General features: G+C 72.0%; 26 protein-coding genes. 21 read left to right on the forward strand and 5 right to left on the reverse strand.

What is annotated here, in order from left to right:
* Position 1 precedes the first annotated feature (1 nt).
* Complete coding sequence (locus tag AVS7_RS16340; protein WP_024001708.1) at positions 2 to 802, forward strand: HpcH/HpaI aldolase/citrate lyase family protein; 801 nt, start codon at positions 2 to 4, stop codon at positions 800 to 802.
* Between the two features lie 7 nt (positions 803 to 809).
* On the opposite strand, the gene AVS7_RS16345 is transcribed toward AVS7_RS16340, so the two are convergent.
* The gene (locus AVS7_RS16345) at positions 810 to 1,466 is read right to left on the reverse strand and encodes a GntR family transcriptional regulator (protein ID WP_020230674.1); all 657 of its coding nucleotides are present in this window, start codon (positions 1,464 to 1,466) and stop codon (positions 810 to 812) included.
* A 166-nt stretch (positions 1,467 to 1,632) separates the two neighbouring features.
* Between AVS7_RS16345 and AVS7_RS16350 the strand changes: the two genes are divergently transcribed.
* From AVS7_RS16350 to AVS7_RS16365, 4 genes are all read left to right on the forward strand, one after another.
* Entirely contained in the window at positions 1,633 to 2,256 is a 624-nt protein-coding gene (locus AVS7_RS16350; protein WP_020230675.1) for a LysE family translocator, read from the forward strand.
* An 88-nt stretch (positions 2,257 to 2,344) separates the two neighbouring features.
* Positions 2,345 to 4,867: a GGDEF and EAL domain-containing protein gene (locus tag AVS7_RS16355; protein WP_020230676.1), complete on the forward strand. Its 2,523-nt coding sequence runs from the start codon at positions 2,345 to 2,347 to the stop codon at positions 4,865 to 4,867.
* 75 nt (positions 4,868 to 4,942) lie between these two features.
* Positions 4,943 to 5,395 carry a PH domain-containing protein gene (locus AVS7_RS16360; RefSeq protein ID WP_020230677.1) on the forward strand — a complete coding sequence of 151 codons (453 nt, stop codon included), beginning with the start codon at positions 4,943 to 4,945 and terminating at the stop codon, positions 5,393 to 5,395.
* Position 5,396: 1 nt separating this feature from the next.
* Complete coding sequence (locus AVS7_RS16365) at positions 5,397 to 5,723, forward strand: antibiotic biosynthesis monooxygenase (protein ID WP_020230678.1); 327 nt, start codon at positions 5,397 to 5,399, stop codon at positions 5,721 to 5,723.
* Between the two features lie 66 nt (positions 5,724 to 5,789).
* On the opposite strand, the gene AVS7_RS16370 is transcribed toward AVS7_RS16365, so the two are convergent.
* A complete protein-coding gene (locus AVS7_RS16370) occupies positions 5,790 to 7,268 on the reverse strand; it encodes a PLP-dependent aminotransferase family protein (protein ID WP_020230679.1) in 1,479 nt (492 codons plus the stop codon).
* Between the two features lie 89 nt (positions 7,269 to 7,357).
* Between AVS7_RS16370 and AVS7_RS16375 the strand changes: the two genes are divergently transcribed.
* From AVS7_RS16375 to soxZ, 10 genes are all read left to right on the forward strand, one after another.
* Positions 7,358 to 8,575, forward strand: coding sequence for a benzoate/H(+) symporter BenE family transporter (locus AVS7_RS16375; RefSeq protein ID WP_024001709.1), 1,218 nt, complete (start codon positions 7,358 to 7,360; stop codon positions 8,573 to 8,575).
* Positions 8,572 to 9,369 (forward strand): YggS family pyridoxal phosphate-dependent enzyme, encoded by a 798-nt coding sequence (locus tag AVS7_RS16380; protein WP_020230681.1) that lies wholly within the window; start codon positions 8,572 to 8,574, stop codon positions 9,367 to 9,369. The genes AVS7_RS16375 and AVS7_RS16380 overlap by 4 nt, the downstream gene beginning before the upstream one ends.
* Positions 9,366 to 10,190 (forward strand): pyridoxine/pyridoxal/pyridoxamine kinase, encoded by an 825-nt coding sequence (gene pdxK / locus AVS7_RS16385; RefSeq protein ID WP_020230682.1) that lies wholly within the window; start codon positions 9,366 to 9,368, stop codon positions 10,188 to 10,190. Before AVS7_RS16380 ends, pdxK begins: the two co-directional genes overlap by 4 nt.
* The gene (locus AVS7_RS16390; RefSeq protein WP_024001710.1) at positions 10,187 to 11,383 is read left to right on the forward strand and encodes an aspartate aminotransferase family protein; all 1,197 of its coding nucleotides are present in this window, start codon (positions 10,187 to 10,189) and stop codon (positions 11,381 to 11,383) included. Before pdxK ends, AVS7_RS16390 begins: the two co-directional genes overlap by 4 nt.
* Before the next feature lie 357 nt (positions 11,384 to 11,740).
* Entirely contained in the window at positions 11,741 to 12,058 is a 318-nt protein-coding gene (locus AVS7_RS16395; protein ID WP_020230684.1) for a c-type cytochrome, read from the forward strand.
* Positions 12,058 to 13,317, forward strand: a complete 1,260-nt coding sequence (locus AVS7_RS16400) for an NAD(P)/FAD-dependent oxidoreductase (protein WP_020230685.1) — start codon at positions 12,058 to 12,060, stop codon at positions 13,315 to 13,317. The genes AVS7_RS16395 and AVS7_RS16400 overlap by 1 nt, the downstream gene beginning before the upstream one ends.
* 172 nt (positions 13,318 to 13,489) lie before the next feature.
* Complete coding sequence (locus AVS7_RS16405; protein WP_034691865.1) at positions 13,490 to 14,515, forward strand: YeeE/YedE thiosulfate transporter family protein; 1,026 nt, start codon at positions 13,490 to 13,492, stop codon at positions 14,513 to 14,515.
* A complete protein-coding gene (locus AVS7_RS16410) occupies positions 14,502 to 15,845 on the forward strand; it encodes an FAD-dependent oxidoreductase (protein ID WP_024001713.1) in 1,344 nt (447 codons plus the stop codon). Before AVS7_RS16405 ends, AVS7_RS16410 begins: the two co-directional genes overlap by 14 nt.
* 162 nt (positions 15,846 to 16,007) lie before the next feature.
* Positions 16,008 to 16,490 carry a thiosulfate oxidation carrier protein SoxY gene (locus AVS7_RS16415; RefSeq protein WP_024001714.1) on the forward strand — a complete coding sequence of 161 codons (483 nt, stop codon included), beginning with the start codon at positions 16,008 to 16,010 and terminating at the stop codon, positions 16,488 to 16,490.
* A gap of 10 nt (positions 16,491 to 16,500) precedes the next feature.
* Positions 16,501 to 16,830, forward strand: a complete 330-nt coding sequence (soxZ, locus tag AVS7_RS16420; RefSeq protein WP_020230689.1) for a thiosulfate oxidation carrier complex protein SoxZ — start codon at positions 16,501 to 16,503, stop codon at positions 16,828 to 16,830.
* Here soxZ and AVS7_RS16425 read toward each other — a convergent pair.
* Positions 16,827 to 17,456 carry a TetR/AcrR family transcriptional regulator gene (locus AVS7_RS16425; protein ID WP_020230690.1) on the reverse strand — a complete coding sequence of 210 codons (630 nt, stop codon included), beginning with the start codon at positions 17,454 to 17,456 and terminating at the stop codon, positions 16,827 to 16,829. The two genes, soxZ and AVS7_RS16425, sit on opposite strands and share 4 nt — an antisense overlap.
* 88 nt (positions 17,457 to 17,544) lie before the next feature.
* Between AVS7_RS16425 and AVS7_RS16430 the strand changes: the two genes are divergently transcribed.
* Together AVS7_RS16430 and AVS7_RS16435 are read left to right on the forward strand one after the other, a co-directional pair.
* A complete protein-coding gene (locus tag AVS7_RS16430; protein WP_020230691.1) occupies positions 17,545 to 18,735 on the forward strand; it encodes an arabinose transporter in 1,191 nt (396 codons plus the stop codon).
* A complete protein-coding gene (locus AVS7_RS16435; RefSeq protein WP_020230692.1) occupies positions 18,728 to 19,462 on the forward strand; it encodes a siderophore-interacting protein in 735 nt (244 codons plus the stop codon). Before AVS7_RS16430 ends, AVS7_RS16435 begins: the two co-directional genes overlap by 8 nt.
* Positions 19,463 to 19,475: 13 nt before the next feature.
* Here AVS7_RS16435 and AVS7_RS16440 read toward each other — a convergent pair whose 3' ends face one another.
* Entirely contained in the window at positions 19,476 to 20,333 is an 858-nt protein-coding gene (locus AVS7_RS16440) for a LysR family transcriptional regulator (RefSeq protein ID WP_020230693.1), read from the reverse strand.
* Between the two features lie 97 nt (positions 20,334 to 20,430).
* Between AVS7_RS16440 and AVS7_RS16445 the strand changes: the two genes are divergently transcribed.
* A complete protein-coding gene (locus AVS7_RS16445) occupies positions 20,431 to 20,823 on the forward strand; it encodes a tautomerase family protein (RefSeq protein WP_020230694.1) in 393 nt (130 codons plus the stop codon).
* A gap of 59 nt (positions 20,824 to 20,882) precedes the next feature.
* On the opposite strand, the gene AVS7_RS16450 is transcribed toward AVS7_RS16445, so the two are convergent.
* Positions 20,883 to 21,872: an AraC family transcriptional regulator gene (locus tag AVS7_RS16450; RefSeq protein WP_020230695.1), complete on the reverse strand. Its 990-nt coding sequence runs from the start codon at positions 21,870 to 21,872 to the stop codon at positions 20,883 to 20,885.
* Positions 21,873 to 21,990: 118 nt separating this feature from the next.
* Between AVS7_RS16450 and AVS7_RS16455 the strand changes: the two genes are divergently transcribed.
* Genes AVS7_RS16455 through AVS7_RS16465 form a run of 3 tightly spaced genes read left to right on the forward strand, consistent with a single transcriptional unit; the run spans position 21,991 to position 25,664 of the window.
* Complete coding sequence (locus AVS7_RS16455; RefSeq protein ID WP_020230696.1) at positions 21,991 to 23,598, forward strand: FAD-dependent oxidoreductase; 1,608 nt, start codon at positions 21,991 to 21,993, stop codon at positions 23,596 to 23,598.
* A 28-nt stretch (positions 23,599 to 23,626) separates the two neighbouring features.
* Entirely contained in the window at positions 23,627 to 24,517 is an 891-nt protein-coding gene (locus tag AVS7_RS16460) for a bile acid:sodium symporter family protein (RefSeq protein WP_020230697.1), read from the forward strand.
* The gene (locus AVS7_RS16465; protein ID WP_020230698.1) at positions 24,507 to 25,664 is read left to right on the forward strand and encodes an L-lactate dehydrogenase; all 1,158 of its coding nucleotides are present in this window, start codon (positions 24,507 to 24,509) and stop codon (positions 25,662 to 25,664) included. Before AVS7_RS16460 ends, AVS7_RS16465 begins: the two co-directional genes overlap by 11 nt.
* Positions 25,665 to 25,674: the final 10 nt, after the last annotated feature.

Below are 25,674 nucleotides of genomic sequence, written 5' to 3' on the forward strand. Positions count from 1 at the left end.
CATGGCGACCGTACTCAGGAACAGCGCGCTGGAGCAGATGCGCGCCAACCGCCTCGCCCTCGGCGTGCTGCTGCGCCAGGCGCGCACGGTGGAAACCGTGGGCGCGATGGCGGCCTGCGGCTTCGACTGGATCTTTCTCGATCTGGAGCACGGCACGATGCCGCTGGACACCGTGGCGCAGATCGCCTACACGGCGCAGAAGTGCGGCATCGCGCCGATCGTGCGCGTGCCGATCATGGACGTGCGCCTGGCCGCGCGCGCCATGGACAACGGCGCCCTGGGGGTCATCATGCCGCGCGTCGAAACCGCCGCACAGGCGCGGCACATCGCCGCTGCGCTGCGCTACCCCCCGGCGGGGCACCGCGGCGTGATCGGCACCCTGCCGCATTTCGACTTCAAGGCGCCCCCGGTGGGCGAGGCCACGCGGCAGATGGACGCCGCCAACCTGCTCGTCCTGCTCATCGAGACGCCCGAGGCCGTGGCCCATATCGACGAGATCGCCGCCGTCGACGGCGTGGACGTGCTGCTCGTGGGCGGCAACGACCTGTCGCTGGAGATGGGCATTCCCGGCCAGTACACGCAGCCGGCGTTCCGCGACGCCGTGCAGAAAGTGGCCGACGCGGCCCGCCGGCACGGCAAGTTCTCGGGCCTGGGCGGCGTCTACGACCCGCAGACGCTGGCGGGTTTCCTCTCGATGGGCATGCGCTTCATCGTGTCGGGGGCCGACATTTCCTTCATGCTCGCCGGGGCGCAGGAGCGCGCCGGCTTCCTGCGGCAGCTCGAAAGCTCCGGCGCCGGTTGAGCGCGGATCAGGCGAGGGCCTTCGGCTGCTGCCGCTGCGCCTTCAGGCGGTCCCATGCGTGCTGGATGTGCGATGCCCACAGCGCATAGGCCAGGCGCCCGTCGCCGCGCTCGATCGCGCGCGCCAGGTCACGGTGGTCCGCCAGGCTCTGGTGGATCTGGGCGTCCGACGCATAGAAGAACCCGGTCACCCGCTGCGCGGCGAACAGGCCGCGCATGAAGGACGTCAGGCGCGGCGACGCGGCGGCCTGCGCGACCACGGTGTGGAACTGGCGGTTGGTGGTTTCCATGCGCGCCAGGAAATCCTTGGGCCGCTCGTGGATCAGGGCCTCCATGGCGGCGTTGAGCGCATGCAGTTGTTCCACGTGCTCGGGCTGCCTGCGCCGGGCGGCGAGTTCCGCCGCATGGGCCTCGATCAGGATGCGCAGGTCGAACACTTCGTCGTCGTCGTCCTGCGTCCAGCCCGCGACGAACACCCCGCGGTTGGGTTCGATCACCACCAGCCCGTCGTCCGCCAGGCGCTTGAACGCCGCCCGCAGCGGCGAGCGGCTGACGCCCAGTTCCTGCGCCAGCGGAATCTCCTTGAGCTGGGAGCCCGAGGGAAATTCGCCCAGGACAATGCGCTTGCGCAGTTGCGCGTAGACGTCGACGGAACATTTGCGCATGGCTTCAGGTCGGCAGCAGCGCGGCGGTCACGCAGTTGCCAAAGGGTGTCCTTGGTGCTTCATGGATGGCCGGACATTGTGCCTGCGTATGCAGCGCGCTACACGGGCCTCGCCGGCCGGCCGGCCGGTGCATTACCCTTGCACCCATCGCATTCCTTATTCCGCCATGGACTACCTCCCCCAGCTTCTCACCCTCTCCGGCATCGTCCTGCTCGCCTGCGCCAGCCCGGGGCCGGACTTCGTGGCCGTCACCTCGCAGGCGCTGGGCGGGCGCTGCTCGGGCGTCTTCACCGGCCTGGGCATCACCTGCGCCGTGGCCGTGTGGGCAAGCCTGGCGGTGTTCGGCTTCGGGCTGCTGGTGCAGCAGTTCTTCTGGCTCTACGAGGGCATCCGCCTGGCCGGTGCCGCCTACCTGGTCTACCTGGGCGCGCGCATGCTGATGGCCGCGCTGCGCGGCGGCGCGGACACGCAGGACATCGCGCAGGCGCCCCGCGTCGGCGACGGGCAGGCCTGGCGGCGGGGCTTCATCGTGGGCATCACCAATCCCAAGACCGCGACCTTCTTCGCCACCCTGTTCGTGACCCTGCTGCCCGTGGGCGCGCCAGCATGGGTGTACGCGGCGGTGGTCGCGGTGGTGGTGTGCGTCACCGGCACGTGGCTGTGCCTGCTGGCGGCGTTCTTCTCGGTGGGCGCGGTGCGCCGCGCCTATGCGCGCATCCGCCGCCCGGCCGATGCGCTGATGGGCGCGGCGCTCGTGGCGCTGGGCGCGCGCATGGCAGCGAGCCGGTAGCTTGCGCGGGATAGCCCAAACAATACACAATTACTCACAATCCGCACGGTGCGCGGCCTCCGCCACGCCACCGCTTCGCGGCACCTTCATGCGTCCGCCCCAGCTCTCGCTGCGCACAGCCATTACCGTCCCTTTCGCTCTGCTGTTCGCCGCCACCGTGGTGCTGCAGGCGTTCATGCAGCACCGCCAGGTGCAGCGGCTCATTGACCAGGAGAGCGAGCGGCTGCTCGCGGCCATCACCGCCACGTCGCGCAGCCGGCTGGCCGAGTACCTGGAGGTGCCGTTCGAGATCCAGCGCGGCATCGGCGACACCATCGGCCGCCAGGGCCTGTACGCGCCGGGGCGCCTGGAGGGCGTCTACACCTACCTGCACGGCGTGTTCTCCGAGGTGTATGCCCGGCACGCGCAGATCAGCCTGCTGAGCTTCGGCAGCCAGCAGGGCGAGTTCGCCGGCATCCGGCGCGAGCCCGATGGCAGCTACCGCCTGATCCTCAAGGAGAACCATGGCGAAGGGCTGATGCATATCTACCGGCAGCCCGTGCCCGGCGCCGTGGTGGCCTCCTACCCCGGCTACGACCCGCGCGAACGTCCCTGGTATGCGCCCGTGGCCCGCGCGGGCCAGGCACTGTGGTCGCCCATCTACACCACAGCAGGCGAGCGCGGGGACATCACCATCTCGGCTGCCAGTCCGGTATACGCGGGCGGCCGGCTGATCGGCGTGATGGATGCCGACGTGCGGCTCGACAGCATGAGCCGCTTCCTGCGCGAGGAGGCGCTGCGCGGCCAGGCCCAGGTGCTGGTGGTGGACGCGCAGGGCTACCTGGTGGCGCATTCCGAGCCCGGCCCGGTGCTGGCCCCGGCGCAGCCCGGCACGCCCCAGGCGCAGCGCACGCGCCTGCGCATCGGCGACAGCGCCAGCCCCGTGCTGCGCAAGGCGGCCGGGTTGCTGCCGCAGGTGGCCGGCACGGGCGCGGGCTTCAGCTTCGAGGACGAAGACGAGCGCTATTTCGGCCGCGTCACGCCCTACCAGGACGCGCGCGGGCTCGATTGGCGCATCGTGGCGGTGCTGCCCGAATCCGCGCTGCTGGGCGAGACGCGCGCACAAAGCCGCCACATGCTGCTGTGGAGCCTGGCCATCGCCGCCTTCGGCCTGCTGCTGGGCCTGTGGGCGGTGCGCCAGGCGGTGCGCCCCATCCTGCGCACGGCCGAGGCAGCCAACCGCCTGGCGCACGGCGAATGGCAGGCCGCGCCGGACCGTGGCAGTGCGCTGCTCGAAACCTCCATCCTGGTGCGCGCCTTCAACGACATGGCCGAGCGCCTGCAGCAGTCGTTCCAGCAGATGCGCGAGCTGCTGCTCTACGACAGCCTCACCCACTCGCTCACGCGGCGCGGCCTGCTCGAACGCAGCCAGTGGGCCCAGCCACGTCCGGCCGTGCTCTCCCTGGTCGGGCTGGACGACTTCCGTGCGCTCAACGACAGCGTGGGCCACGGCACGGGCGACCGGCTGCTGCAGGCCGTGTCGGAGCGCTTGCGCCAGCAGTTGCCCGAGCCCGCGCTGCTGGCCCGCCTGGGCGGCGACGAGTTCGCGGTGCTGCACTTCGACGACGCGGGCCAGCTCTCGGCCCCGGCGATGGGCGAGGCGCTGCAGGCGCTGTTCGCCGCGCCGTTCTCCGTGGGGGCCGACGAGATCCTCGTGCGCGCCTCGGTCGGCACCGTGGAGGGGCTGCTCGCGAGCGACGACCTGCCCGAATGGCTGCGCAACGCCAGCATGGCGCTGGGCGAGGCCAAGCGGCGCGGGCGCAACCAGTCGGTGGCGTTCTCGCCCGCGCTGGCCGAGCACGCCTTCGAGCGCGCGCGCCTGTCGAACGAGCTGCGCCAGGCGCTGGAGAAGGACGAGTTCCTGGTGCACTACCAGCCCGTGGTCGACCTGGCCAGCGGGCGCATGGTGGGCGCCGAGGCGCTCGTGCGCTGGCACAGCCCCACGCGCGGCATGGTGCCGCCGGGGCTGTTCATCCCCACGGCGGAAGAGTCCGACCTGATCCTCGCACTGGGCGACTGGGTGCTGCACCGCGCCACGCACGACATCGCGCGGCAGCTCGACGCACTGCCGTCGAGGTTCGACCTGCACGTCAACGTCTCGGCGCGCCAGCTCATCCAGTCGGACTTCCCCGCCACGTTGCGCGAGGTGCTGTCGGCCAGCCGCCTGCCGCCGCACCAACTCACGCTGGAGCTGACCGAGTCGGTGCTGATCGACAGCGACGTGGCCATGCGCGAGCGCATCGCGGCCATCCACGCCCTGGGCGTGCGCATCGCCATCGACGACTTCGGCACCGGCTACTCGTCGCTGGCCTATCTGAGCCGGCTGGCGTTCGACTGCATCAAGATCGACCAGAGCTTCGTGCGCAAGCTGCTCGCGTCCGCGCAGGACGAGGCCATCGTTGCGGCCGTGCTCCACATGGCCCACGGCTTCGGCGTGACCGTGGTGGCCGAGGGCGTGGAGACCGCGGCCGAGGCCGAGCGCCTGCGCGCCATGGGCTGCCCCGGCGCGCAGGGCTACTGGTTCGGCCGGCCCGCAGCGCTGGAGCAATTGCGCGGCTGGCATGCGCCCTAGAATGCAGCTCCTTTTTCAATAGCTTCCAGCGCTTGGTGCACAAGCGCTGGAGGCCCGAAACACCGAAGGAATGCCATGAATGCACCCGCCGCCGCCTTCGCCTCCAAGGTCGATGCCTGGCTCGCCGTTCTGCTGCTGGGCAGCGTGGTGGCGGTGCTCGTCGCCGTGGGCGCCGCGTGGCCGCGCGCGGCCGCGCCGTCCGCGGTGGCGGTGCTGGCCGCCACGCTGGCGCTGGGCGCCGGTCTGCCGCTGTGGATCGTGGCGTCCACCGGCTACCGCATCGAAGACGGCGAGCTGCTGATCCGCAGCGGCCCGATGCGCTGGCGCATCCCGGTGCAGGACATCCGGCGCATCGAGGCCTCGCGCAGCTGGCTCTCCTCGCCCGCGCTGTCGCTGGACCGGCTGCGCATCCACCACTGCCGCGCCACCGGGCGCATGCGCCAGGTGCTGGTGTCGCCCCGCGACCGGCAGGGCTTCGTGCAGGCGCTGCAGCTGCTCAATCCGAACATCGCGGTGCAGGGGCTGTGAGATGTACACATCGACCTTCACCTTCGCCAAGAAGCAGTACGACGACGACTTCCACCGCCTGGACCAGGCGATCGCCGAAGCCGCCAAGCAGATTCCCGGCTACCTGGGCGAGGAGGCGTGGGAAAACGACCGCCTGATCTCCAACGTCTACTACTGGGACAGCCTGGAGGCGCTGCAGGCCCTGATGCGGCACCCCACGCATCTGCAGGCCAAGGCCCGGCAGGCCGAATGGCTCGATGGCTACCAGGTGGTGATCTCGCAGGTGCTGCGGACCTATGGCGACGGCAAGCTGAGCGGGCTGCCGCTGGCGACGGCGGCCACGCCCTGATCCGCCAACGCTCTCCTATTCATAGCTGCTCGCGCTTTCCGCACAAGCGCTGCAGGCACTTTCCATTCAAATCTTCACACGCCGCAGCACCCCCGCCAGCGTCTTCACGCCCGCCTCCAGCTCCTGCGGCGCATAGGCCGCGAAGCCCATGAGGAACCCGGCCTCGGCCGGCGCGGCGGCATACAGGGCCGACAGCCCCTGCAGGTCGATGCCCGCGCGGCGCGCGGCATCGACGGCGGCGCGCTCGGGCATGTCGCGGGTGAAAACGCAGGGCATCTGCATGCCGCCCGCAGGCACGCGCGGCTGCACCCAGGCGGCCAGGTGTTCCTGCACCAGCCGCGCCAGCGCGTCGCGCCGCGCGGCATACAGGCCGCGCATGGCGCGCACGTGGGCGCCAAAGTGCCCGCCCTCGATGAAGCGCGCCAGCGTGAGCTGGGCGATGGGCGCGCTGTGCCCGTCCAGCAGCGTGCGCGCCACCGCCATGGGCGCCACGAGCTGCGGCGGCAGCACCAGGTAGCCGATGCGCAGGCCCGGGAACAGCGACTTGCTGAAGGTGCCGATGTAGAGCGTGCGCTCGTGCGCGTCCAGCCCCTGCACGCAGGCTGTGGGCTTGCCGGCGTAGTGGAATTCGCTGTCGTAGTCGTCCTCGATGATCCAGGCCTGGTGCCGGTGCGCCCAGTCCACCACGGCCAGGCGCCGCTCCAGCGCCAGCGTGGCGCCGGTGGGGTACTGGTGCGAAGGGGTGAGGTACACGGCGCGCGCCGATGGCGCTTCGTCATCCAGGCGCTGCACCTGCATGCCGCCGCCATCCACCGGCACGGGCACGCAGGCCAGGCCCGCCGCCTCGAAGGCCCTGCGCGCGCCGTGGTAAAGCGGGTCTTCCACGCAGATGCGCTCGCCCGCGTCGAGCAGCACCGTGGCGCACAGGGCCAGCGCCTGCTGCGAGCTGGTGAGCACCAGCACGCGCTCGGGCGTGGCGCGGGCGCCGCGCTCCAGGTTCACGTAGTCGGCGATGGCGCGGCGCAGCGGCTCCACGCCCTGCGGCGGGCTGTGCAGCAGGGCGCTGGCGCCGTGTTCCTTGAGCACCTGGCGCTGCAGGCGCTCCCAGGTGGCGAGCGCAAAGGCGCGCGTGTCGGGCAGGCCGGGCGCGAAGGGGCGCGGCGCGAGGAAGTCGCGCACGCCGCCGCCCCGGTACAGCGCCTCGCCGCGCAGGCTCAGGCGCGGAGCGCCCGCCGGCGCGGCAGGCCGCCGGGCCTGCGCGCCCAGGCGCTGCGCGCGCGGCGACACGAAGCTGCCGCTGCCCACGCGCCGCTCGATGAAGCCCTCGGCATGCAGCTGGCCGTAGGCCGCCTCCACCGTGTCGCGCGACACGCCCAGCGAGCGCGCCAGCGCGCGCGAAGCGGGCAGCGGCTGGCCGCCGCCCAGCGCCCCTTCCAGGATCAGCTGCCGCAGCGCGCGCTGCACGCGCGCGTGCAGCGGCAGCGCGGCATGGGCGGGGTCGGCCAGCCAGGCCTTCACGGATTCGAGTTGGGCGTGCTTGAACAATTGGCTGGGTCTTCCTGGAAAAAGTGGATGGTTGCTTCAGGCCATTTTAGGAATACAAAAGCGGCTTCCACTGGTTTACCTCACGGCCCATGCAGCAAGCACACCCCTCCCCTTTGCGCCCGCGCGATCTGGTTCACCCCATCGTGGCCGGGCTGGTCTCGGTCATCGTCAACTACGGCGGCACGTTCATCCTGGTGTTCCAGGCCGCCCAGGTGGCCGGCCTGGGGCCGGCGCTGACGGCCTCGTGGGTATGGTCGATCTCCATCGGCGTGGGGGTCACGGGCGTGCTGCTGAGCTGGATGACGCGCGCGCCGGTCATCACTGCCTGGTCCACGCCGGCGGCGGCGTTCCTCGTGACCGCGCTGGGCACCACGCCCTATGCCGAGGCCGTGGGCGCCTACCTGATCTCGGCGGCGGCCTTCGTGGCGCTGGGGCTGTCGGGCTGGTTCGACCGCGTGATCCGCTGGATTCCGCCCGGCGTGGCGGCCGGGCTGCTGGCGGGCATCCTGCTGCAGTTCGGCATCCGGGCGTTCGGCGGCATGGGCATCGACCCGCTGCTGGCCGGGCTGCTGGTGCTGGCCTACGTGCTGCTGCGGCGCGTGGCGGCACGCTGGGCGGTGGTCGGCATCCTGCTGCTGGGCCTGGGCTTTCTGCTGGCGCAGGGGCGGGTGGACCTGTCCAGCCTGCGCCTGCAGTTCGCGGCGCCGGTGTTCACGATGCCCGCGTTCTCGCTCAACGCGCTGCTCAGCGTGGCGCTGCCGCTATTCCTCATCACGCTCAGCGGCCAGTACATGCCCGGCATGCTGGTGCTGCGCGGCGACGGCTACGCCACCAGCGCCAGCCCCATCGTCGCCGTGACCGGGCTGGGTTCGCTGCTGATGGCGCCGTTCGGCGCGCACGCCTTCAACCTCGCGGCCATCACCGCCGCCATCTGCACCGGGCGCGAGGCGCACGAGGATCCGTCCAAGCGCTGGATCGCGGGCATCGCGGCGGGCTTGTGCTACATCCTCGTGGGCGTGTTCGGCGTCACGCTGGCGGCGGTCTTCATGGCGCTGCCGGCCACCTTCATCACCACGCTGGCGGGGCTGGCGCTGCTGGGCACCATCGGCACCAGCCTGGCCACGGCCCTGGCGGATGCGAAGGCGCGCGAGTCGGCCCTCATCACCTTCCTGGCCGCCGCCGCCAACATCACGCTGCTGGGCATCGGCGGCGCGTTCTGGGGGCTGGTGGTCGGGCTGATGGCCCACGCGGTGCTGCATGGCCGCCTGCCACGGCCCGCCCTTGCCGGTAAAGGAGCCGTGTCATGACAGCCACCCGCCACGACCAGCACGGCCGCTATCCCCAGGCTGCCACGCTGCAGGACTTTGAGCGCCACCTGGCCTTTGTACAGGCACGCATCGCCGCCGCCTGCGCGCGCGTGGGGCGCTACCCGGCCAGCGTGCGCCTGCTGCCCGTGAGCAAGACCCAGCCCGAGGCCAGCGTGCGCCTGGCCCACGCGGCGGGCTGCCGCCTGCTGGGCGAGAACAAGCCGCAGGAGGCCCACGGCAAATGGCTCGCCACGCAGGACCTGGCCGATCTGCGCTGGTCGGTCATCGGCCACCTGCAGACCAACAAGGCCAAGCTGGTGGCGCGCTTCGCCAGCGAATTCCAGGCGCTCGACAGCCTGCGCGTAGCCGAGGCGCTGGAGCGCCGCCTGCAGGCCGAGGGCCGCGCGCTCGATGTGTTCGTGCAGGTCAACACCTCGGGCGAGGCCAGCAAGTACGGCCTGCCGCCCGGGGAGGTTGCGGCCTTTTTGCGCGCCCTGCCCGCCTTCCCGGCGCTGCGCGTGCGCGGGCTGATGACGCTGGCGCTGTTCTCCAGCGAGGCCGAGCGCGTGCGCCGCTGCTTCGTGCTGCTGCGCACGCTGCGCGACCGGCTGCGCCAGGAAGCGCCCGCGGGCATCGCGCTGGAGGAGCTGTCGATGGGCATGTCGGGCGACTTCGAGATCGCCATCGAGGAAGGCGCCACCGTCGTGCGCGTGGGCCAGGCGATCTTCGGCGCGCGGGCGCTGCCCGACAGCCACTACTGGCCGCAGGCCGCCACCCCGGGAGAGCAGCCATGACCGGCCTGGAACCCCTGCGGCTGGACGTGGTGTCGGTGCAGTCCCAGGTGGTCTACGGCCGCGTGGGCAACAACGCCGCCGTGCCCACGCTGGAGGCGCTGGGCCTCGCGGTGGCTGCCGTGCCCACGGTGCTGCTCAGCAACACGCCGCACTACCCCACGCTGCACGGCGGCGCGGTCCCGCTCGACTGGTTCGACGGCTACCTGCGCGACCTGTCGGCGCGCGGCGCGCTGCATGCGCTGCGCGCGCTGGTGGTGGGCTACCTGGGCGATCCGGCGCAGGCCGCCGTGCTGGCCGGCTGGGCCCGCGCCCTGCTGGCCGAACGCGCCGGGCTGCGCATCGTGCTCGACCCGGTGCTGGGCGACCACGACACCGGCGTCTACGTCGCCCCCGGCATGGCCGAGGCCTGCCGCACGCATCTGCTGCCGCTGGCCAGCGGCCTCACGCCCAACGGCTTCGAGCTGGCGCAGCTCACCGGCATGCCCGTGGACGACATGGACGGCGTGGTGGCCGCCGCGCGCACGCTGCTCACCGGCCGCACGCAATGGGTGGCCGTGACCAGCGCCGCACCGGCCACCTGGCCGCCGGACGCCATGCGCGTGGTGCTGGTCACCGCCACGCAGGCGCAGTCCATCACGCACCCGCGCATCGACGCCGCCCCCAAGGGCACCGGCGACCTGTTCTGCGCCGCGCTCACCGGCCACTGGCTGCAGGGCCTGGCGCTGCCCGAGGCGGCCGCGCGCGCCTGCGACCACGTGGTGCGCGCACTGCAGCGCACGCGCCAGGCGCGCAGCGCCGAACTGTTGCTGCCCACGCCATGACCCCACACCCCTCGCCCCACCTGATGCCCGCCTACGCGCGCCAGCCCATCGCCTTCGAGCGCGGTGAAGGCGCCCGCCTGTGGGACACCCACGGCAACGAATACCTCGACGCCATCGCCGGCGTGGCCGTGACCAGCCTGGGCCATGCCCACCCGGAGATCGCCGCCGCCATCGCCGAGCAGGCCGCGCTGCTGCTGCACACCTCCAACGTCTTTCGCATCGGCTGGCAGGAGCGGCTGGGCGAGCGCCTGTGCGCGCTGGCCGGCATGGAGCGCGCGTTCTTCTGCAACTCGGGCGCCGAGGCCAACGAGACCGCGCTGAAACTGGCGCGCCTGCACGGCCGCCGCGCCCAGGTGGCCCTGCCCCAGGTGCTGGTCATGGAGCACAGCTTCCACGGCCGCACGCTGGCCACGCTGGCGGCCACGGGCAACCCCGCGGCCCATGCCGGTTTCGAGCCGCTGCTGCCCGGCTTCGTGCGCGTGCCCGGCAACGACCTGGACGCCGCCCGCCAGGCCGCCGCGCAGGCGCCCGGCATCGTCGCCGTGCTGCTGGAGACGGTGCAGGGCGAAGGCGGCGTGCGGCCCGTCGGCGCCGACTACCTGCGCGGACTGCGCGCGCTGTGCGACGCGCGCGACTGGCTGCTGATGGTGGACGAGGTGCAGACCGGGCTGGGCCGCACCGGCCAGTGGTTCGGCTACCAGCACGCGGGCATCGCGCCCGACGTGGTGACGCTGGCCAAGGCCCTGGGCAACGGCTTTCCCATCGGCGCCTGCCTGGCGCGCGGCCCGGCCGCGCGGCTGTTTTCGCCGGGCCAGCACGGCTCGACGTTCGGCGGCAATCCGCTGGCCTGCCGCGTGGCCTGGACGGTGCTCGATGTCATGGAGCGCGGCCAGCTGCCCCGGCGCGCCGCCGTGCTGGGGCAACGCCTGCTCGCGCGGCTGCGGGAGCGGCTCGGCGGGCATCCGCATGTGGTGGCCATCCGCGGCCAGGGGCTGATGGTGGGGATCGAACTGGATCGGGACTGCCAGGAGCTGATGGGCCTGGCGCTGGAGCGCGAGCGCTTGTTGATTACCGTGACGCGGGGAGCCACGATTCGTTTGCTGCCGCCGCTGGTGTGCGATGAAGCGCAGATCGATGACATCGTGGAGCGGCTTGGCAGGGTGCTGGAGAATGTGATTGAAATCGGGCTCTAGCGCTTATGCAGAAAGCGCAAGCAGCTATTCTTTTTGAGCACTTGCCGGTTGATTTGGATGCGGCTGGCCGGGATGTGCGCCCGGCGGCGCACCCCGCAAGCGTTGCGGCACAGGCTGCCCCGTAGCGCAGCGAAGGGGTCGCAGGCCGCAAGGCGTGCTTCAACAATCCACAAAGACTGGAAAAGAAAGCTGCCACCCACCTACCCCGTAGAATCGCCCCCCACAGACAACTCCGCTTGTGCCGCGTGACGGCTGAGAGGGACGCCCCCGCACCGGGGTGCGCGGCAGCCCGCCCCGAGGCCGCTCCAACGCCCAAGCCCTGTTTGCGTGTTTCGCGTTGCCCGCACCGGAGTCCCCATGCCCTCTGCCTTCCCCCTGAACCGTTTCGCCCTCGCGCTGCTGCTCGCGCCGCTGGCGGCCGGGGCCCAACTGCGCGTGCAGGACGCCTCCGTGCTCGCCGGCACCTGCGTGAACTGCCATGGCCCCGAGGGCCGCTCCACGGGAGCCATCCCCAGCCTGCGCGGCCACACCGCCGGCTACCTACTGCAGCGCCTGCGCGCCTTCCGCGCCGGGCAGGCGCCGGACGCCACGGTGATGACGCGCCTCATGAAGGGCTACGACGACGCGCAAGTCGAGGCGCTGGCCCAATGGTTCGCCGACAAGGAGGGCCGCTGATGTCCTGCACCCGACGCACCGTGCTCGCCAGCGCCCTCGCGCTGCCCGCCTTCGTGCATGCCCATGCCGGCTCCGCCCATGTGGTGGTCGTGGGCGGCGGCTTCGGCGGCGCCACGGCCGCGCGCTACCTGCGCCAGCGCGCGCCGGGCGTGCGCGTGACGCTCATCGAGCCCGCCGAGCGCTTCCACACCTGCCCGTTCTCCAACCTCTACCTTGCAGGTCTGCGCACCTGGGACAGCATCGGCCACGGCTACGCCGGCCTGCGCGCTGCGGGGGTGGAGGTGGTTCATGCGCGCGCCGAGGACGTGGACGCCGCCGCGCGCACGCTGCACCTGTCGAACGGCCAGACGCTGCGCTGGGACCGCCTGGTGCTCTCGCCCGGCGTGGACATGCGCTGGAATGCCTTGGAGGGCTATGACGCCGCCGCCGCTGAAAAAGCGCCGCACGCCTGGAAAGCCGGACCGCAGACGCTGCTGCTGCGCCGCCAGCTCGAAGCCATGCCCGACGGCGGGCGCTTCGTGATGGTGATCCCCGACAACCCGTTCCGCTGCCCGCCCGGCCCCTACGAGCGGGCGGCGATGGTGGCGCACTACCTGCAGCAGCACAAGCCGCGCAGCAAGGTGCTGCTGCTCGACGCCAAGGACAGCTTTTCCAAGCAGGCGCTGTTCCAGCAGGGCTGGAAGGCGCTGTACGGCGACATGATCGAGTGGGTCAAGCAGTCTGACGACGGGCAGGTGATGCGCGTGGACGCTGAAAAGCTGGAGGTGGAAACCGCCTTCGGCACGCGCCACCAGGCCGACGTGCTCAACGTGATCCCGCCGCAAAAGGCCGGCTTCATCGCCGAGCGCGCGGGCGTGACCGATGGCAGCGGCTGGGTGCCCGTGAGGGCCGAGAGCTTCGAGTCGCGCCAGGTGGCGGGCATCTATGCAGTGGGCGATGCGACCATCGCCGCCCCCATGCCCAAATCAGGCTTCGCAGCCAACACGCAGGGCAAGGTGGTCGCCGCTGCCATCGCAGCTGACCTGCTGGGGCGGGCCGCACCCACGGCCGCCTATGCCAACACCTGCTACAGCCTGATCGGGCCGGGCTACGGCATCTCGGTGGCCGGCGTGTACCGCGCCGAGGGCGGCAAGCTCATCGAGCCCGCAGGCTCGGGCGGCGTGAGCCCGCTGAATGGCCCTGCCGGCTACCGCGCAGCGGAAGCGCGCTACGGGGAGGCGTGGTACGCGGCCATCTCCGCCGACATCTGGGATAGATAGATGCACAACCCCCTGTGGCGCTACGCGCCTTCCTCCTTCTCTCGCATCGCTGCGCGCTGCGGGAAGGGGGACGCCGCCAGTGCGGCGGGGCGGCCCTTGCACGGCGGCCACTGGTTTGGCTCGCGCCGGTGTCAAAGGCCGCGTGCAACGCGCGGCACGGTGGAGCACTGACGTGTTGCTTTGGGCCGGATTCCTGTTGGGCTGCGCCTTCGGCGTGGCCGCGCGGCTCGGGCGCTTCTGCCTGCTGCGTGGGCTGCGCGAAGCGCCCGCGTTGCGCGCCTTCGCCCTGGCACTGGCCGTAGCGCTGCTGGCCTCGCAAGCGCTGGCCTGGGCCGGGTGGGCCGACCTGGGCACGGCGCAGGTTGTGCGTGCGCGCTTTTCGCTACCGGGCGTGCTCATCGGCGGGCTGCTGTTCGGCGCGGGCATGGCGCTGGCGCGCCAGTGCGGCGCACGCGCCCTGGTGCTGCTCGCGGGGGGCAACCTGCGCGCGCTGGTGGCCCTGCTGTGCCTGGGCCTGGCCGCGCAGGCCACGCTGACGGGGGTGCTCGCACCCGTGCGCCAGTGGCTGCAAGGCTGGGGCGTGGTGCCGCTCGAACATGCAGCGCTGCCGCAATGGCTGGCGGCGCAGGGCCTGCCTGCGGGTGCCGCCACGCTGGGCGCGGCGGCCGTACCCGCGCTGGCGCTGCTGGCCTACGCGCTGCGCCAGGTGCGTGGCAACGGCGTGGCGCTGCTGTGCGCGGCCGCCATCGGCGCACTGGTGGCGGCCGGCTGGTGGGTCACGGCGCAGGTGGGCGCCGATCCGTTCGAGCCCGCGCCGCTCACCTCCCTGAGCTTCATCGGCCCCGTGGCCGAGGGGCTGCTCTACCTGCAACTGGCCGTGGGCCGCGAATTCAGTCTGGGCCCGGCCATCGTGGCGGGCACGCTCACGGGCGCCTGTGCCACCGCGCTGCTCACGCGCACGGCCCGCTGGGAAGGCTTCGACAGCCCGGCGCGCCTGGCCGCCTCGGCGGGCGGTGGGCTCTTGATGGGCCTGGGCGGCGTGCTGGCCGTGGGCTGCTCCATCGGCCAGGGCCTTTCAGGCCTCTCGACGCTGTCTTTTGCCAGCCTGCCCGCCTGCGCGGGCATCGTGGCGGGCGCACTGCTCGTCCTCCCCTTTTCCAACCCGTCAACCCAAGGAGACCGCCATGCAACGACGTAGCTTCCTCATTACCCCGCCCGCGCTCGCCATGGGTGCCATGGCTGGCGCCGTGGCCGGCCCGGCCCTGGCCGCGCCGGCCGTCATCAGCCCGCAGTCGCGCATCCTGCCGCGCCAGGGCAAGGCGCCACGCATCGTGATCTGCGGCGGCGGCTGGGGCGGCCTGACGGCCGCGCGCTACCTGCGCGAGCTGATCCCGAATTCCGACGTGGTGGTGCTGGAGCGCAACCCCACGTTCTGGTCCGGCCCCATGAGCAACAAGTGGCTGGTGGACATTGTGAACACCGACTTCGTGCAGCACGACATGCTGCGCCCGGCCAACAAGTACGGCTACACGCTGCTGCAGACCGAGGTGACGGGCTTCGAGCGCGACCAGAAGCTGGTGCGCACCTCGCACGGCCTGGTCGAGTACGACTACCTGATCCTCTCGGGCGGTATCCGCGATGCGTGGGATGCCTGGTATGGCGACGACCAGCGCGCCATCGAGCACACGCGCCGGCACTTCGCCAGCGCCTACATCCCCAACCAGCAGATGTTCGGGCTCAAGCAGCGCGTGAAGGACTTCAAGGGCGGCACCCTGGTGATGACGCTGCCGCCGCCGCCGCACCGCTGCCCGCCCTCGCCCTACGAGCGCGCCTGCCTGATCGCCTCGCACATCAAGAAGAACAAGATCCCCGGCAAGATCGTCATCCTCGACCCCAAGCCCAAGATCGCGCCCATCGGCGTGGGCTACAAGCAGGCATTCGAGGAGCTGTACCCGGACATCATCACCCACGTGCCCAACGCGCGCGTGCAGGAGGTGGACCCGTTCGCCAAGCGCATCAAGACCACGGCCGGCGAGCTGAAGTTTGACGAGGCCATCCTGATGCCACCGCACCAGGCCGCCGACATGGTGTGGCACGCAGGCCTGATCGGCAAGGACGCAACCACCGGCAAGCCCACCGGCTGGGCCGACATGCACCAGCGCCTGTTCCACGCCAATGGCGACGACAGCGTGTATTTCGTGGGCGACCTGATGGGCGCCATCTCGCCGCAGTTCGGCCACTACCCCAAGAGCGCTCATGTCGCCAACTACATCGGCCAGATCGTCGCCAAGTACATCGCCCAGCGCGTGGCGGGCCAGGAGGTCAAGCCGCTGCTGCCCGACAACCTCTGCTACATGATGGTCAACACCGAGCCGCAGGAGGAAATCTCGGTCAAGTTCGAGTACGAGGTGGATGCCAAGGGCCAGGTCAACCAGACGCAGATCGACATGGACGTGCGCTCGGCCGACCTCGTGAAGGAAGACTTCGCCTGGGCGCGCAGCAAGTTCAGCGACTTCCTCGCGATATGAGAACAACCCCCTGAGCCGCTGCGCGGCTTCCCCCTTCTCTTGGCTACGCCGGGAAGGGGGACGATGCCAGCGCGGCGGGGCGGCCCTTGCGCGGCATCTGCTGGCCTGCGGCGCGCTAGTTTCAAACGCCAAAGGCCGTGCCATACCGAACGAACGACCGACATGCAACGACACCCCACCCGCAGAACCCTGATGGCCGCCAGCGCCGCCGCGCTGGCCCTGCCCGCCCTGGCTCAGCCGCAGAGCAAGACGCCGCTGACCAACGCCGCCCTGGCCCCCAACCCAGCCGAGTTCCGCAAGGCCATGGCCGATTTCAGCAAGGGCGCCAAACCGCAGGCCGAGGGCCTGCATCTGGACGTGCCCACGCTGGCCGACAACCCCGCCGCCGTGCCGGTGAAGGTCAAGGTCACGCTGCCGATCACCGAGCAGGACTGGTGCGAGGAAATCATCGTGCTGGCCGACCTGAACCCCGCGCCCCTGGCCTGCCGCCTGCAGTTCACGGCAGCGGCGGGCACGGCCGAGGCGGCGGCGCGCGTGCGCCTGACGCAGTCGCAGACCATCCACGCGCTGGCGCGCATGAAAAGCGGCAAGCTGCTCGCGGCCAGCCATGCAGTGACGGTGGCCGCCAGCGGCTGCGGCATGTGAGGAAACCCGGATGAACCAGAAACCACCCCGCGTCTGGATCAGCAACGCAAGCCCCAAGAAAGGCGAAGTGCTGCGCGTGCGCGCGCAGATCGAGCACATCATGGAAAGCGGCTTGCGCACCGATGAAGCCGGCAAGATCCGCCCGCGCAACATCGTCACGCGCTTCGAGGCGCACCTGGGCCAAGCGCTGCTGTTCGCCTGGGAGCCGGGAATCTCCGTCTCGCAGAACCCCTACATCGAGTTCACCTTCCTCGCGCGCGAGAGCGGCGAGCTGCGCCTGCGCTGGAAGGACGACGCGGGCCAGTCGGCCAGCGCCAGCAAGAGCATCGTCGTAAGTTAGGCACCCCGCCCCGGCGCGGCGCACAGATAGCCCGCGAGCATGTCCACGATGGTCTGCTCGACCTGCGCCATGCCGTGGCGCGGCAAGGGCGTGATGACGGCCGCGTGCACCAGCGACTCCATGGCCTGCAGCACGGCCCAGGTGGCCAGGTCGAGGTCGCGCGGCGCGATCTCGTTGCGGTGTTCTTCCAGCAGCTGCCGGATGCGCCGGAAGATGCCCTGGTCGGCCGGGCTCTGCTCGGCCGGCGCGTCGAAGAACGGGAACTCCTTCTCCAGCACCCGGTGCAGCGCCGGCGCGACCTGGTGCGCCGCCAGCAGCGCGTGGACGATGGCCGCCAAGTGCCCGCGCAGGCCGCGCGGCTGGGCGCCCGCCAGCACCGCCTCGATGGCGGCCTGCATCTGCGCCGCGTGCTGCTCGTGCAGGGCCGTGATCAGCGAATCCTTGTTCGGGAAGTACTGGTAGACCGAGCCCACGCTGACCCCGGCGCGCTCGGCCACCAGGTTGGTGTTGGTGCCGGCGTAGCCGCGCTCGGCCAGAACGCGAGCCGTGGCTTCCAGAATGACCTCGACCAGCGCGCGGGAACGGGCCTGGCGCGGGATTCTGCGGGGCTGGGGCAGTGCCTGCATGGGGGACTCCAAAGGCGAGTTTTCAACGTGAGCGATGGCTCATATTCTCGCAGATACCGAGCAAATGCTCATATCTGGAGTCCATCCCATGCCTTCCCATGCGCCACCCGGCGTCAATGTCTTTCTTCGGCTGCTGCCCATCACGCTGACCGTCTTCATCGGTTTCCTCGCCATCGGCCTGCCGCTGCCGGTGCTGCCCCTGCACGTGCACGACGGCCTGGGGCTGAGCCCCCTGGTGGTGGGCGTGGTCATCGGCGCGCAATTCGCCGCCGCGCTGCTGTCGCGCGCCTGGGCGGGCAACCTGGCCGACACCCGGGGCGCCCGGCGGGCCGTGGTCACGGGCCTGTTCGTTTCCGCCGGCGCGGGCCTCGCCTACCTGGCGTCGCTGGCCTGCGCCACGCCCGCCGCCTCGGCCGCAGTGCTGCTGCTGGGGCGCGTGCTGCTGGGCTGCGGCGAGAGCCTGGTCGTCACCGGCGCGCTGAGCTGGGGCGTGGGCCTGGCCGGGCCGCAGAACGCAGGCAAGGTAATGGCCTGGGTGGGCATCGCCATGTACGGTGCCTACGCCCTGGGTGCTCCGGCGGGCGTGGCCGTGCATGCGGCCCACGGCTTTGCGGGCATTGCCGCCGCGAGCTGCCTGGCCCCGCTGCTGGCGCTGGGCACGGTGTGGCGCGTGCAGGCGGTGGCGCCCACGGCAGCGCGGCGCACGCCGTTCTACCGCGTGCTGGGCAGCGTCTGGCTGCCCGGGCTGGGGCTGGCGCTGTCCAGCGTGGGCTTCGGCGTCATTACCGCCTTCATCGCCCTGCTGTTCGCGGCCAAGGGCTGGGGTAACGCGGGCCTGGCGTTCACGGCGTTCGGCCTGGCCTTCATCGGCGCGCGCCTGTGCTTCGGCCACCTGCCCGACCGGCTGGGCGGCGCGCGCGTCGCGCTCGCCTGCGTGGTCATCGAGACCGTGGGGCAGCTGCTGATCTGGGGCGCCGACACGGCCGCCCTGGCCTACCTGGGCGCGGCCCTGACGGGGTTCGGCTACTCGCTGGCGTTTCCCGGCTTCGGCGTGGAGGCGGTGCGCCGCGCGCCGCCGCAGAGCCGGGGCGTGGCCATGGGCGCCTACGTGGCGTTCCTGGACATCGCGCTGGGCATCACCGGCCCGGCCCTGGGCGCCGTGGCCGGCGCCTGGAACGTGGGCGCGGTGTACCTGGCTGGCGCCATGGCCGTGGGCCTGTCGCTGCTGGTGGCCGTGGGCCTGCTGGCGGCGCCGCTGCCTGGAGGCCGCCATGCGTGACGCGACCCCGCCCCGCACGGCGCGCGCGCTGGCCGAGGTGCTGGCCGCCCGCACGCTCACGCCGCACATGCGGCGCATCACGCTGGGCGGCGCCGAGGTCGCCCGCTTCCTGCAGGCGGACGGCATCGGCGCGCCGGCCGCCTGGGTGAAGGTGTTCCTGCCCTGCGGCACGGGCCGTGCCTACACCCTGCGGCACATCGACCGCGCGGCGGGAACGCTGGACGTGGACTTCGTCCTGCACGGGCACGGCCCGGCATCCGGCCCGGCCTCGGCCTGGGCCGCCCAGGCGCGGGCCGGGGAGCGCGTCGGCATCGCGGGGCCGCGCGGCGGCGGCTTCGCGCTGCCCGCCGACGCCTGCTGGGTGCTGCTCGCCGGGGACGCCACCGCCCTGCCGGTCCTGCAGCGCATCGCCGGCGCGCTGCCCGCGCACGTGCAGGCCAAGGTGTACGCCGAGGTGCCCGAGGCCGCCGACCAGCAGCCCATCGACAGCCCGGCCCGGCTGCGCGCGGAATGGTTCACCGAACGCCAGACCCCGGGCCTGGCCCTGTGCCAGGCGCTGCTGCACCGCCCGCTGCCCCCGGGGCCGGGCTACCTGTGGATGGCGGGGGAATCGCAGGCCATGCGCACCCTGCGGCAGCACTACCTGCAGGAGCGCGGGCTGGCGCCCCTGCGCCTGCATGCCCAGGGGTACTGGAAGGCCGGCCAGGCCGACCACCGCGAGGGCTGAAGGCCGCCGCCGTTCACGCGCGCACCGCGCTCCGGAACGCGGCGGCCAGCGCATCCAGCGCGTCGCGCGGCCGCCCGCCGCGCACCCGCGTGTGCAGCAGCACCGGCAGGCGCGGCAGGGCGGGCAGCCCGAGCCGGCGGCCCACGTCCTCGGCGCCCAGCGGCAGCATGCGCGGCGCCAGCACGGCCACGCCCAGGCCGGCCATGACGGCAGCGGCCACGGCGGCGATGCCGCCGCCGGTGAACACCTCCGTCCACGGCACGCCCGCCGCGTCGAGCACCTGCCCGGCCAGCGCGCGCACGCCGCAGGGCGCGGCCATCGTGGCCAGCGGCAGCGGCTCGCCCGCGCGCGGCTGCCAGCCCGGCGCGGCGAACCAGCCGAAGGGCTCCTCGGCCAGCAGCTCGCCATCGCCGCGGCCCGCGTCCAGGCGCACGATGGCGGCGTCCAGCTCGCGCCGGTCGAAGCGCTGCAGCAGCTCGCCCGAGGAGGCGATGCGGATCTCGATCAGCAACTGCGGCGCCTGGGCGTTCATGCGCGCGATGAGCGCGGGCAGCTCCGGCCCCGCCACGTGGTCGCTGATGCCCACGGCCAGGCGCTCGCGCGCCGTGGCCCCGGCGGCCAGCGCACGCGCGTGCGCCTCCAGCAAGGCGCGCGCATGGCCGAGAAAGGCCGTGCCCTGCGCGGAAAGCTGCACGTGGCGCGGCGTGCGCTCGATCAGCCGCACGCCCAGCCGCGCCTCCAGCCGCTTGAGCTTGAGGCTCACGGCGGCCTGCGTGGCGCCCAGGGCATCGGCGGTGCGGGTGAAGCTGCCCAGTTCGGCGATGCGGACAAAGGCCTGGACGGCGTCGAGGTCGAGGGGGCGGTCAATCATTTCAAAAAATTATCTCTTATATGTTTTTTGATAACTTGTTGAAATCATTCTCGCATCCTAAGGTGGCACCCATCGTCACTACCCCCAAGGAACCGCCATGCCCCTCGTTCACATCGCCCTGCGCGCCGGCAAGCCGCCGGCCTACCGGCAAGCGCTCTGCGACGGCGTGTACCGCGCGCTGCAAGAGACCTTCGACGTGCCCGAGGACGACCAGTTCATGGCCATCACCGAGCACGAGGCCGCCAACTTCCGCTACGGCGCGACCTACCTCGGCGTGGCGCGCAGCGACGACCTGGTGTTCATCCAGATCACCGCCAGCGCCACCCGCACGGTGGCGCAGAAGAAGGCGCTGTACCGGCGCATCGCCGAACGGCTCGGCGAGCAGCCGGGCCTGCGGCCCGAGGACGTGTTCGTGAACCTGGTCGAGGTGGCCCGGGAGAACTGGTCGCTGGGCCTCGGGCAGGCGCAGTACGCCGAGGAATTTCGATAAAAATGGCCGCTAGCCCTTATCCAGCAAGCGCAAGCAGCTCCTGAAAGCAGAGCAAACGCTCAAGGCTCCGCACCCTGCCGCGCGCGCCACTGCACCGGCGTGCACCCCGTCCAGCGCTTGAACGCACGCCAGAACACCGCCGGCTCGGCAAAGCCCAGCGCCTGGCCGATGTCGGCCAGCGCGCGCCCTGGCTGCGCCACGGCCTGCAACGCGGCCTCGCGCCGCACGGCGTCGAGCAGCGCCGAGAAGCTCAACTGCTGCGCCCGCATGCGCCGCGCCAGCGTGCGCTCGCTCAGGCCCAGCGCCTGCGCGGCCTCGGCGCGCGTGGGCACGCGGCCCGGCAGCGCGGCGGTGATCCAGGCGCGCAGCTCCTGCGCCAGCGCGCCGCCCTCGTGCAGCACCGCCAGGCGCTGCGCCGCGTACTGGTGGTGCAGGCGCGCCAGCTGCGCGTCGGCCTGGGGCAGGGGCGCGTCGAGCAGCGCGTTGTCCAGCAGCACGCCGCTGAACGCCTGCTCGAACGCCACCGGGCAGCCGAAGGCCTCGCGGTAGCCCGCCAGCGGCCCCACGCGCGGCTGGCTGAACTGCACCTGCAGCGGGCGCACGGCCTGGCCGGTGACCCAGCGCGAGAACGCCACCACCGCCGCCAGCACCGCCTCGATCTGGTGCGGGCTGAACGCCAGCGCGCCCTGGCGCGGGTGGTAGACCACCCAGCCTGCCTGCGCGCCCGCGATCATCTGGAAGCGCCCGCCGTCGCTGATGAGGCGCTGGTACTGCTGCACCACGCCGATCGCCCCGCGCAGGCTGGGCGCGGACTGCAGCAGGTAGCTCACCACGTTGAAGCTGCCCGGCCCCACCAGCGCCCCGGCCTTGAGGCCGAAGCCCGCGTCCTGCGTGCAGTGCGCCGCCGCGCGCCACAGCCGCGTGATGTGGTCGATGGGCCAGCGCTCCCGCGCCAGCTCGGCCGGAGCGATGCCGGCCTGCGCGAGCAGGCGCGCGCGCGGCACACCGGCGCGCTCGCCGGCCGCCAGCACGGTGTTCACCCAGCTCATCGATACGCTGGCCTGCAAAGTCAAAGCAGATGGCCTCCAAAGTCAATCAAAACCCATCATAAGGGCCTATGGTTACCAGCCAGCGCACCGCCCAGAGTGCGCGCAAGGAGACTGCCGCATGGCAACCCAACATTCCGACGCCATCGTCCTCGGCGGCGGCTTGGCCGGCATCGTTGCCGCGCTGGAGCTGCTGCGCGCGGGCCAGCGCGTCACGCTGGTGGACCGCGACACGCCCGAACGCTTTGGCGGCCTGGCCCTGTGGGCTTTTGGCGGCATGGCGCTGGTGGGCACGCCGCTGCAGGCGAAGATGAAGATTCCCGATACGCCCGAGCGCGCGCTGGCCGACTGGCTGCGCTTCGGCGAGATCGGCCCCGGCGAGCACTGGCCGCGCCAGTGGGCGCGCTACTACGTGGAGCACTCGCGCGCCCAGGTGCACGACTGGCTGGTGCAGGAGGGCGTGAAGTTCATGCCCGCCGTGAACTGGGTGGAGCGCGGGCTGCACGGCGACGGCAACAGCCTGCCGCGCTACCACATCGTCTGGGGCACCTCGCGCGAACTCACGCGTTGCATGATCGCGGCGCTGCGCCGCGCGGGCGAAGGCGGCATGCTCACGCTGCTGCACGGCCACCGCGCCACGGCACTGGAGCGGCAGAACGGCCGCATCGCGGGCGCCATCGCCGTCAACGAGGCCACGGGCGAGGAAGTGCGCCTGCAAGCGCCCGTGGTAGTGCTGGCCATGGGCGGCATCAACGGCGGGCACGAGGAAACGCGCGCCAACTGGCCCCCAGGCAGGCCGCAACCCGTCGCCATGCTCAACGGCGCGCACCCCTTCGCCGACGGCAGGCTGCACCGCCACGCCGCCACGCTGGGCGCGCAGATCACCCACGCGGGCGAGATGTGGAACTACGCGGCGGGCTTTCCGCACCCGTTTCCGCACTTCGACGGGCATGGTCTGTCGGCCATTCCGTGCAAGTCGGCGCTGTGGCTGAACCACCGGGGCGAGCGCATCGGCCCCGAGCCGCTGGTGACCGGCTTCGACACGCACTGGCTGTGCCAGCGCGTGGCGCAGCAGGAGAAGCCCTGGACCTGGCACCTGCTCAACTGGCGCATCGCGGCCAAGGAGTTCGCCATCTCGGGCGCCGAGCACAACCAGCGCATCCGCGACAGGCAGTTCCCGCAGTTCGTGAAGGAAACGCTGCTGGGCAACCACCGCCTGGTGCGGCAGATGCAGCGGCAAAGCCCGCATTTCCTGGTGGACGACACGCTGGCCGGGCTGGCCGCGAAGATGAACGCGCTGACCTGCTCGCTCGACGTGGCACCCGAGGCATTGCAGGCCACGGCCGATGCGTTCGACGCCAACTTCGCCCACGGCAGCAAGCTGCACAACGACGACCAGATCCGCCGCATCCTGCACGCGCGCCAGTGGGGGCCAGACCGGCTGCGCACCTGCGCGCCCGCGCCGCTGCAGAAGCCCGGCGCGGGCCCCTTCATCGCCATCCAGATGCAGCTCATCACGCGCAAGAGCCTGGGCGGGCTGCAGACGGATCTGCAAAGCCGCGTGCTCGACGGCGCGGGCCAGCCCATCGGCGGCCTGTACTGCGTGGGCGAGGCGGCGGGCTTCGGCGGCGGCGGGGCCTCTGGCCGCCGCTCACTGGAAGGTACCTTCCTGCCCGGCTGCATCCTCACGGGCCGGGCGGCGGCGCGCGCCATCGCGGCCGGCGGCTGAGACCACCACGGCAAAAGGAGACGACACCATGCAGGGAGACATCGTTTCGGGCGTGCTGCTGCCGCTCATCCTGGCGTTCATCATGTTCTCGCTCGGCCTGGGGCTCACGCCGGCCGACTTCCGGCGCATCCTGGCGCAGCCGCGCGCGCTGCTGGTGGGCGTGGCCTGCCACTTCGTGCTGCTGCCGCTGGTCTGCTACCTCATGCTCACGCTGCTCGGCATGGGCGGCGTGTTCGCCGTGGGCTTCATGATCCTGGCCGCCTGCCCCACGGGCAGCACGTCGAACCTGCTGACCTACCTGGCGCGCGGCGACGTGGCGCTGGCGCTGAGCTTCACCGCCGTGGCCAGCGTGCTCACCATCTTCACGCTGCCCCTGGTCGTCACCTGGGCGCTGGGCCACTTCCTCGGCGCAGCGCGCGCCGTGGACGTGCCCGTGGGCCTGATGATGGGCCAGGTAGCGCTGGTGCTGGGCGTGCCCGTCAGCCTGGGCATGTGGGTGCGACGGCGCTTTGCCGCCTGGGCACTGCGCTTCGAGCCGCGCGCCACCAGGGTGGCCACGGTGCTGTTCGTGCTCATCGTGGTGCTGGCCGTGGCCAAGAACTGGGCGCTGCTGGTGGACAACTTCGGCTCGCTGGCGCCTTTCGCCGTGGCACTCAACCTCGGCATGCTCACGCTGGGCTTCGCCGTGGCCTGGGCCGCGCGGCTATCCTACCGCCAGTCGGTCACGCTGGGCATCGAGACGGCGGTGCAGAACGCCGCGCTGGCGCTGGTGATCGCCAGCACCGTGCTCAAGGACGACGCCATGGCCATCCCCGGCGCGCTCTACGGCGTGCTGATGTACGCCGGCGGGCTGGTCTTCGCGCTGGCCATGCGGCGCTTCGGCCGCGGCCGCGCCACGGAGGCCGCCCATGCTGCCTGACCTGTCCTACCCCGCCTCCACCGAGGACTGGCGCCGCCTGGCGGCCAGGCGCCTGCCGCGCTTCCTGTTCGACTACATCGACGGCGGCGCCAGCGCCGAGCGCACGCTGGCCGCCAACGTGAGCGACCTTGCCGCCCTGCGCCTGCGCCAGCGCGTGCTGGTGGACGTGGCCCAGGTGGACACCCGCGCCACCCTGGCGGGCCAGCCCTGTGCAATGCCGCTGGCGCTGGCGCCCATCGGCCTGGCCGGCATGGCCGCGCGCCGGGGCGAGGCACAGGCCGCGCGCGCCGCGCACGCGGCGGGCGTGCCGTTCACGCTCTCCACCGTAGGCATCTGCGCGCTGGATGAAGTGGCCGCCGCCAGCGCGGCGCCCTGGTTCCAGCTCTACATGCTGCGCGACCGGGGCGCCGTGCGCGCGCTGCTGGACGATGCGTGGGCCGCCGGCTGCCGCACGCTGGTCTTCACCGTCGACCTGCCGCTGCCCGGCATGCGCCTGCGCGACATCCGCCACGGCATGGCCGCCAGCGGCGCGCGCCCCGCGCTCATCCGGGCCGCGCAGGTGCTGGCGCGCCCTGGCTGGGTGTGGAACGTGGCGCTGCGCGGCAAGCCGCTGCGCTTTGGCAACCTGACCGCGCAGGTGCCCGGCGCGCGCGACCTGAACGCCTTCAAGGCCTGGGTGGACGCGCAGTTCGACCCGGGCGTGACCTGGAAGGACATCGAATGGCTGCGCGGCCAGTGGCAGGGCCGCCTGCTGCTCAAGGGCATCCTCGACGTGGAGGACGCGCGCGCCGCCGTGGCCGTGGGCGCACAGGGCATCGTCGTCTCCAACCACGGCGGGCGCCAGCTCGATTCCGTGGCCTCGACCGCTTCCAAGCTGCCCGCCATCGCCCAGGCCGTGGGCGCGCAGACCGAGGTGCTGGTGGACGGCGGCGTGCGCGGCGGCGTGGACATCTTCAAGGCCCTGGCGCTGGGCGCGCGCGGCGTGCTCGTGGGCCGCCCCTGGGTCTGGGCGCTAGCCGCGCAGGGCGAGGCGGGCGTGCGCACGCTGCTGGCCCAGTGGCAGCGCGAGCTGCTGCTGGCGATGACGCTGGCGGGCGTGACGCGCACCGCCGACATCGGCCCGCAGCACCTCGACATAAATTCATAGAGAAAAACGG

Origin of the sequence: Acidovorax sp. MR-S7, from assembly GCF_000400995.2 — a bacterium.
Classification (GTDB): Bacteria; Pseudomonadota; Gammaproteobacteria; order Burkholderiales; family Burkholderiaceae_C; genus MR-S7.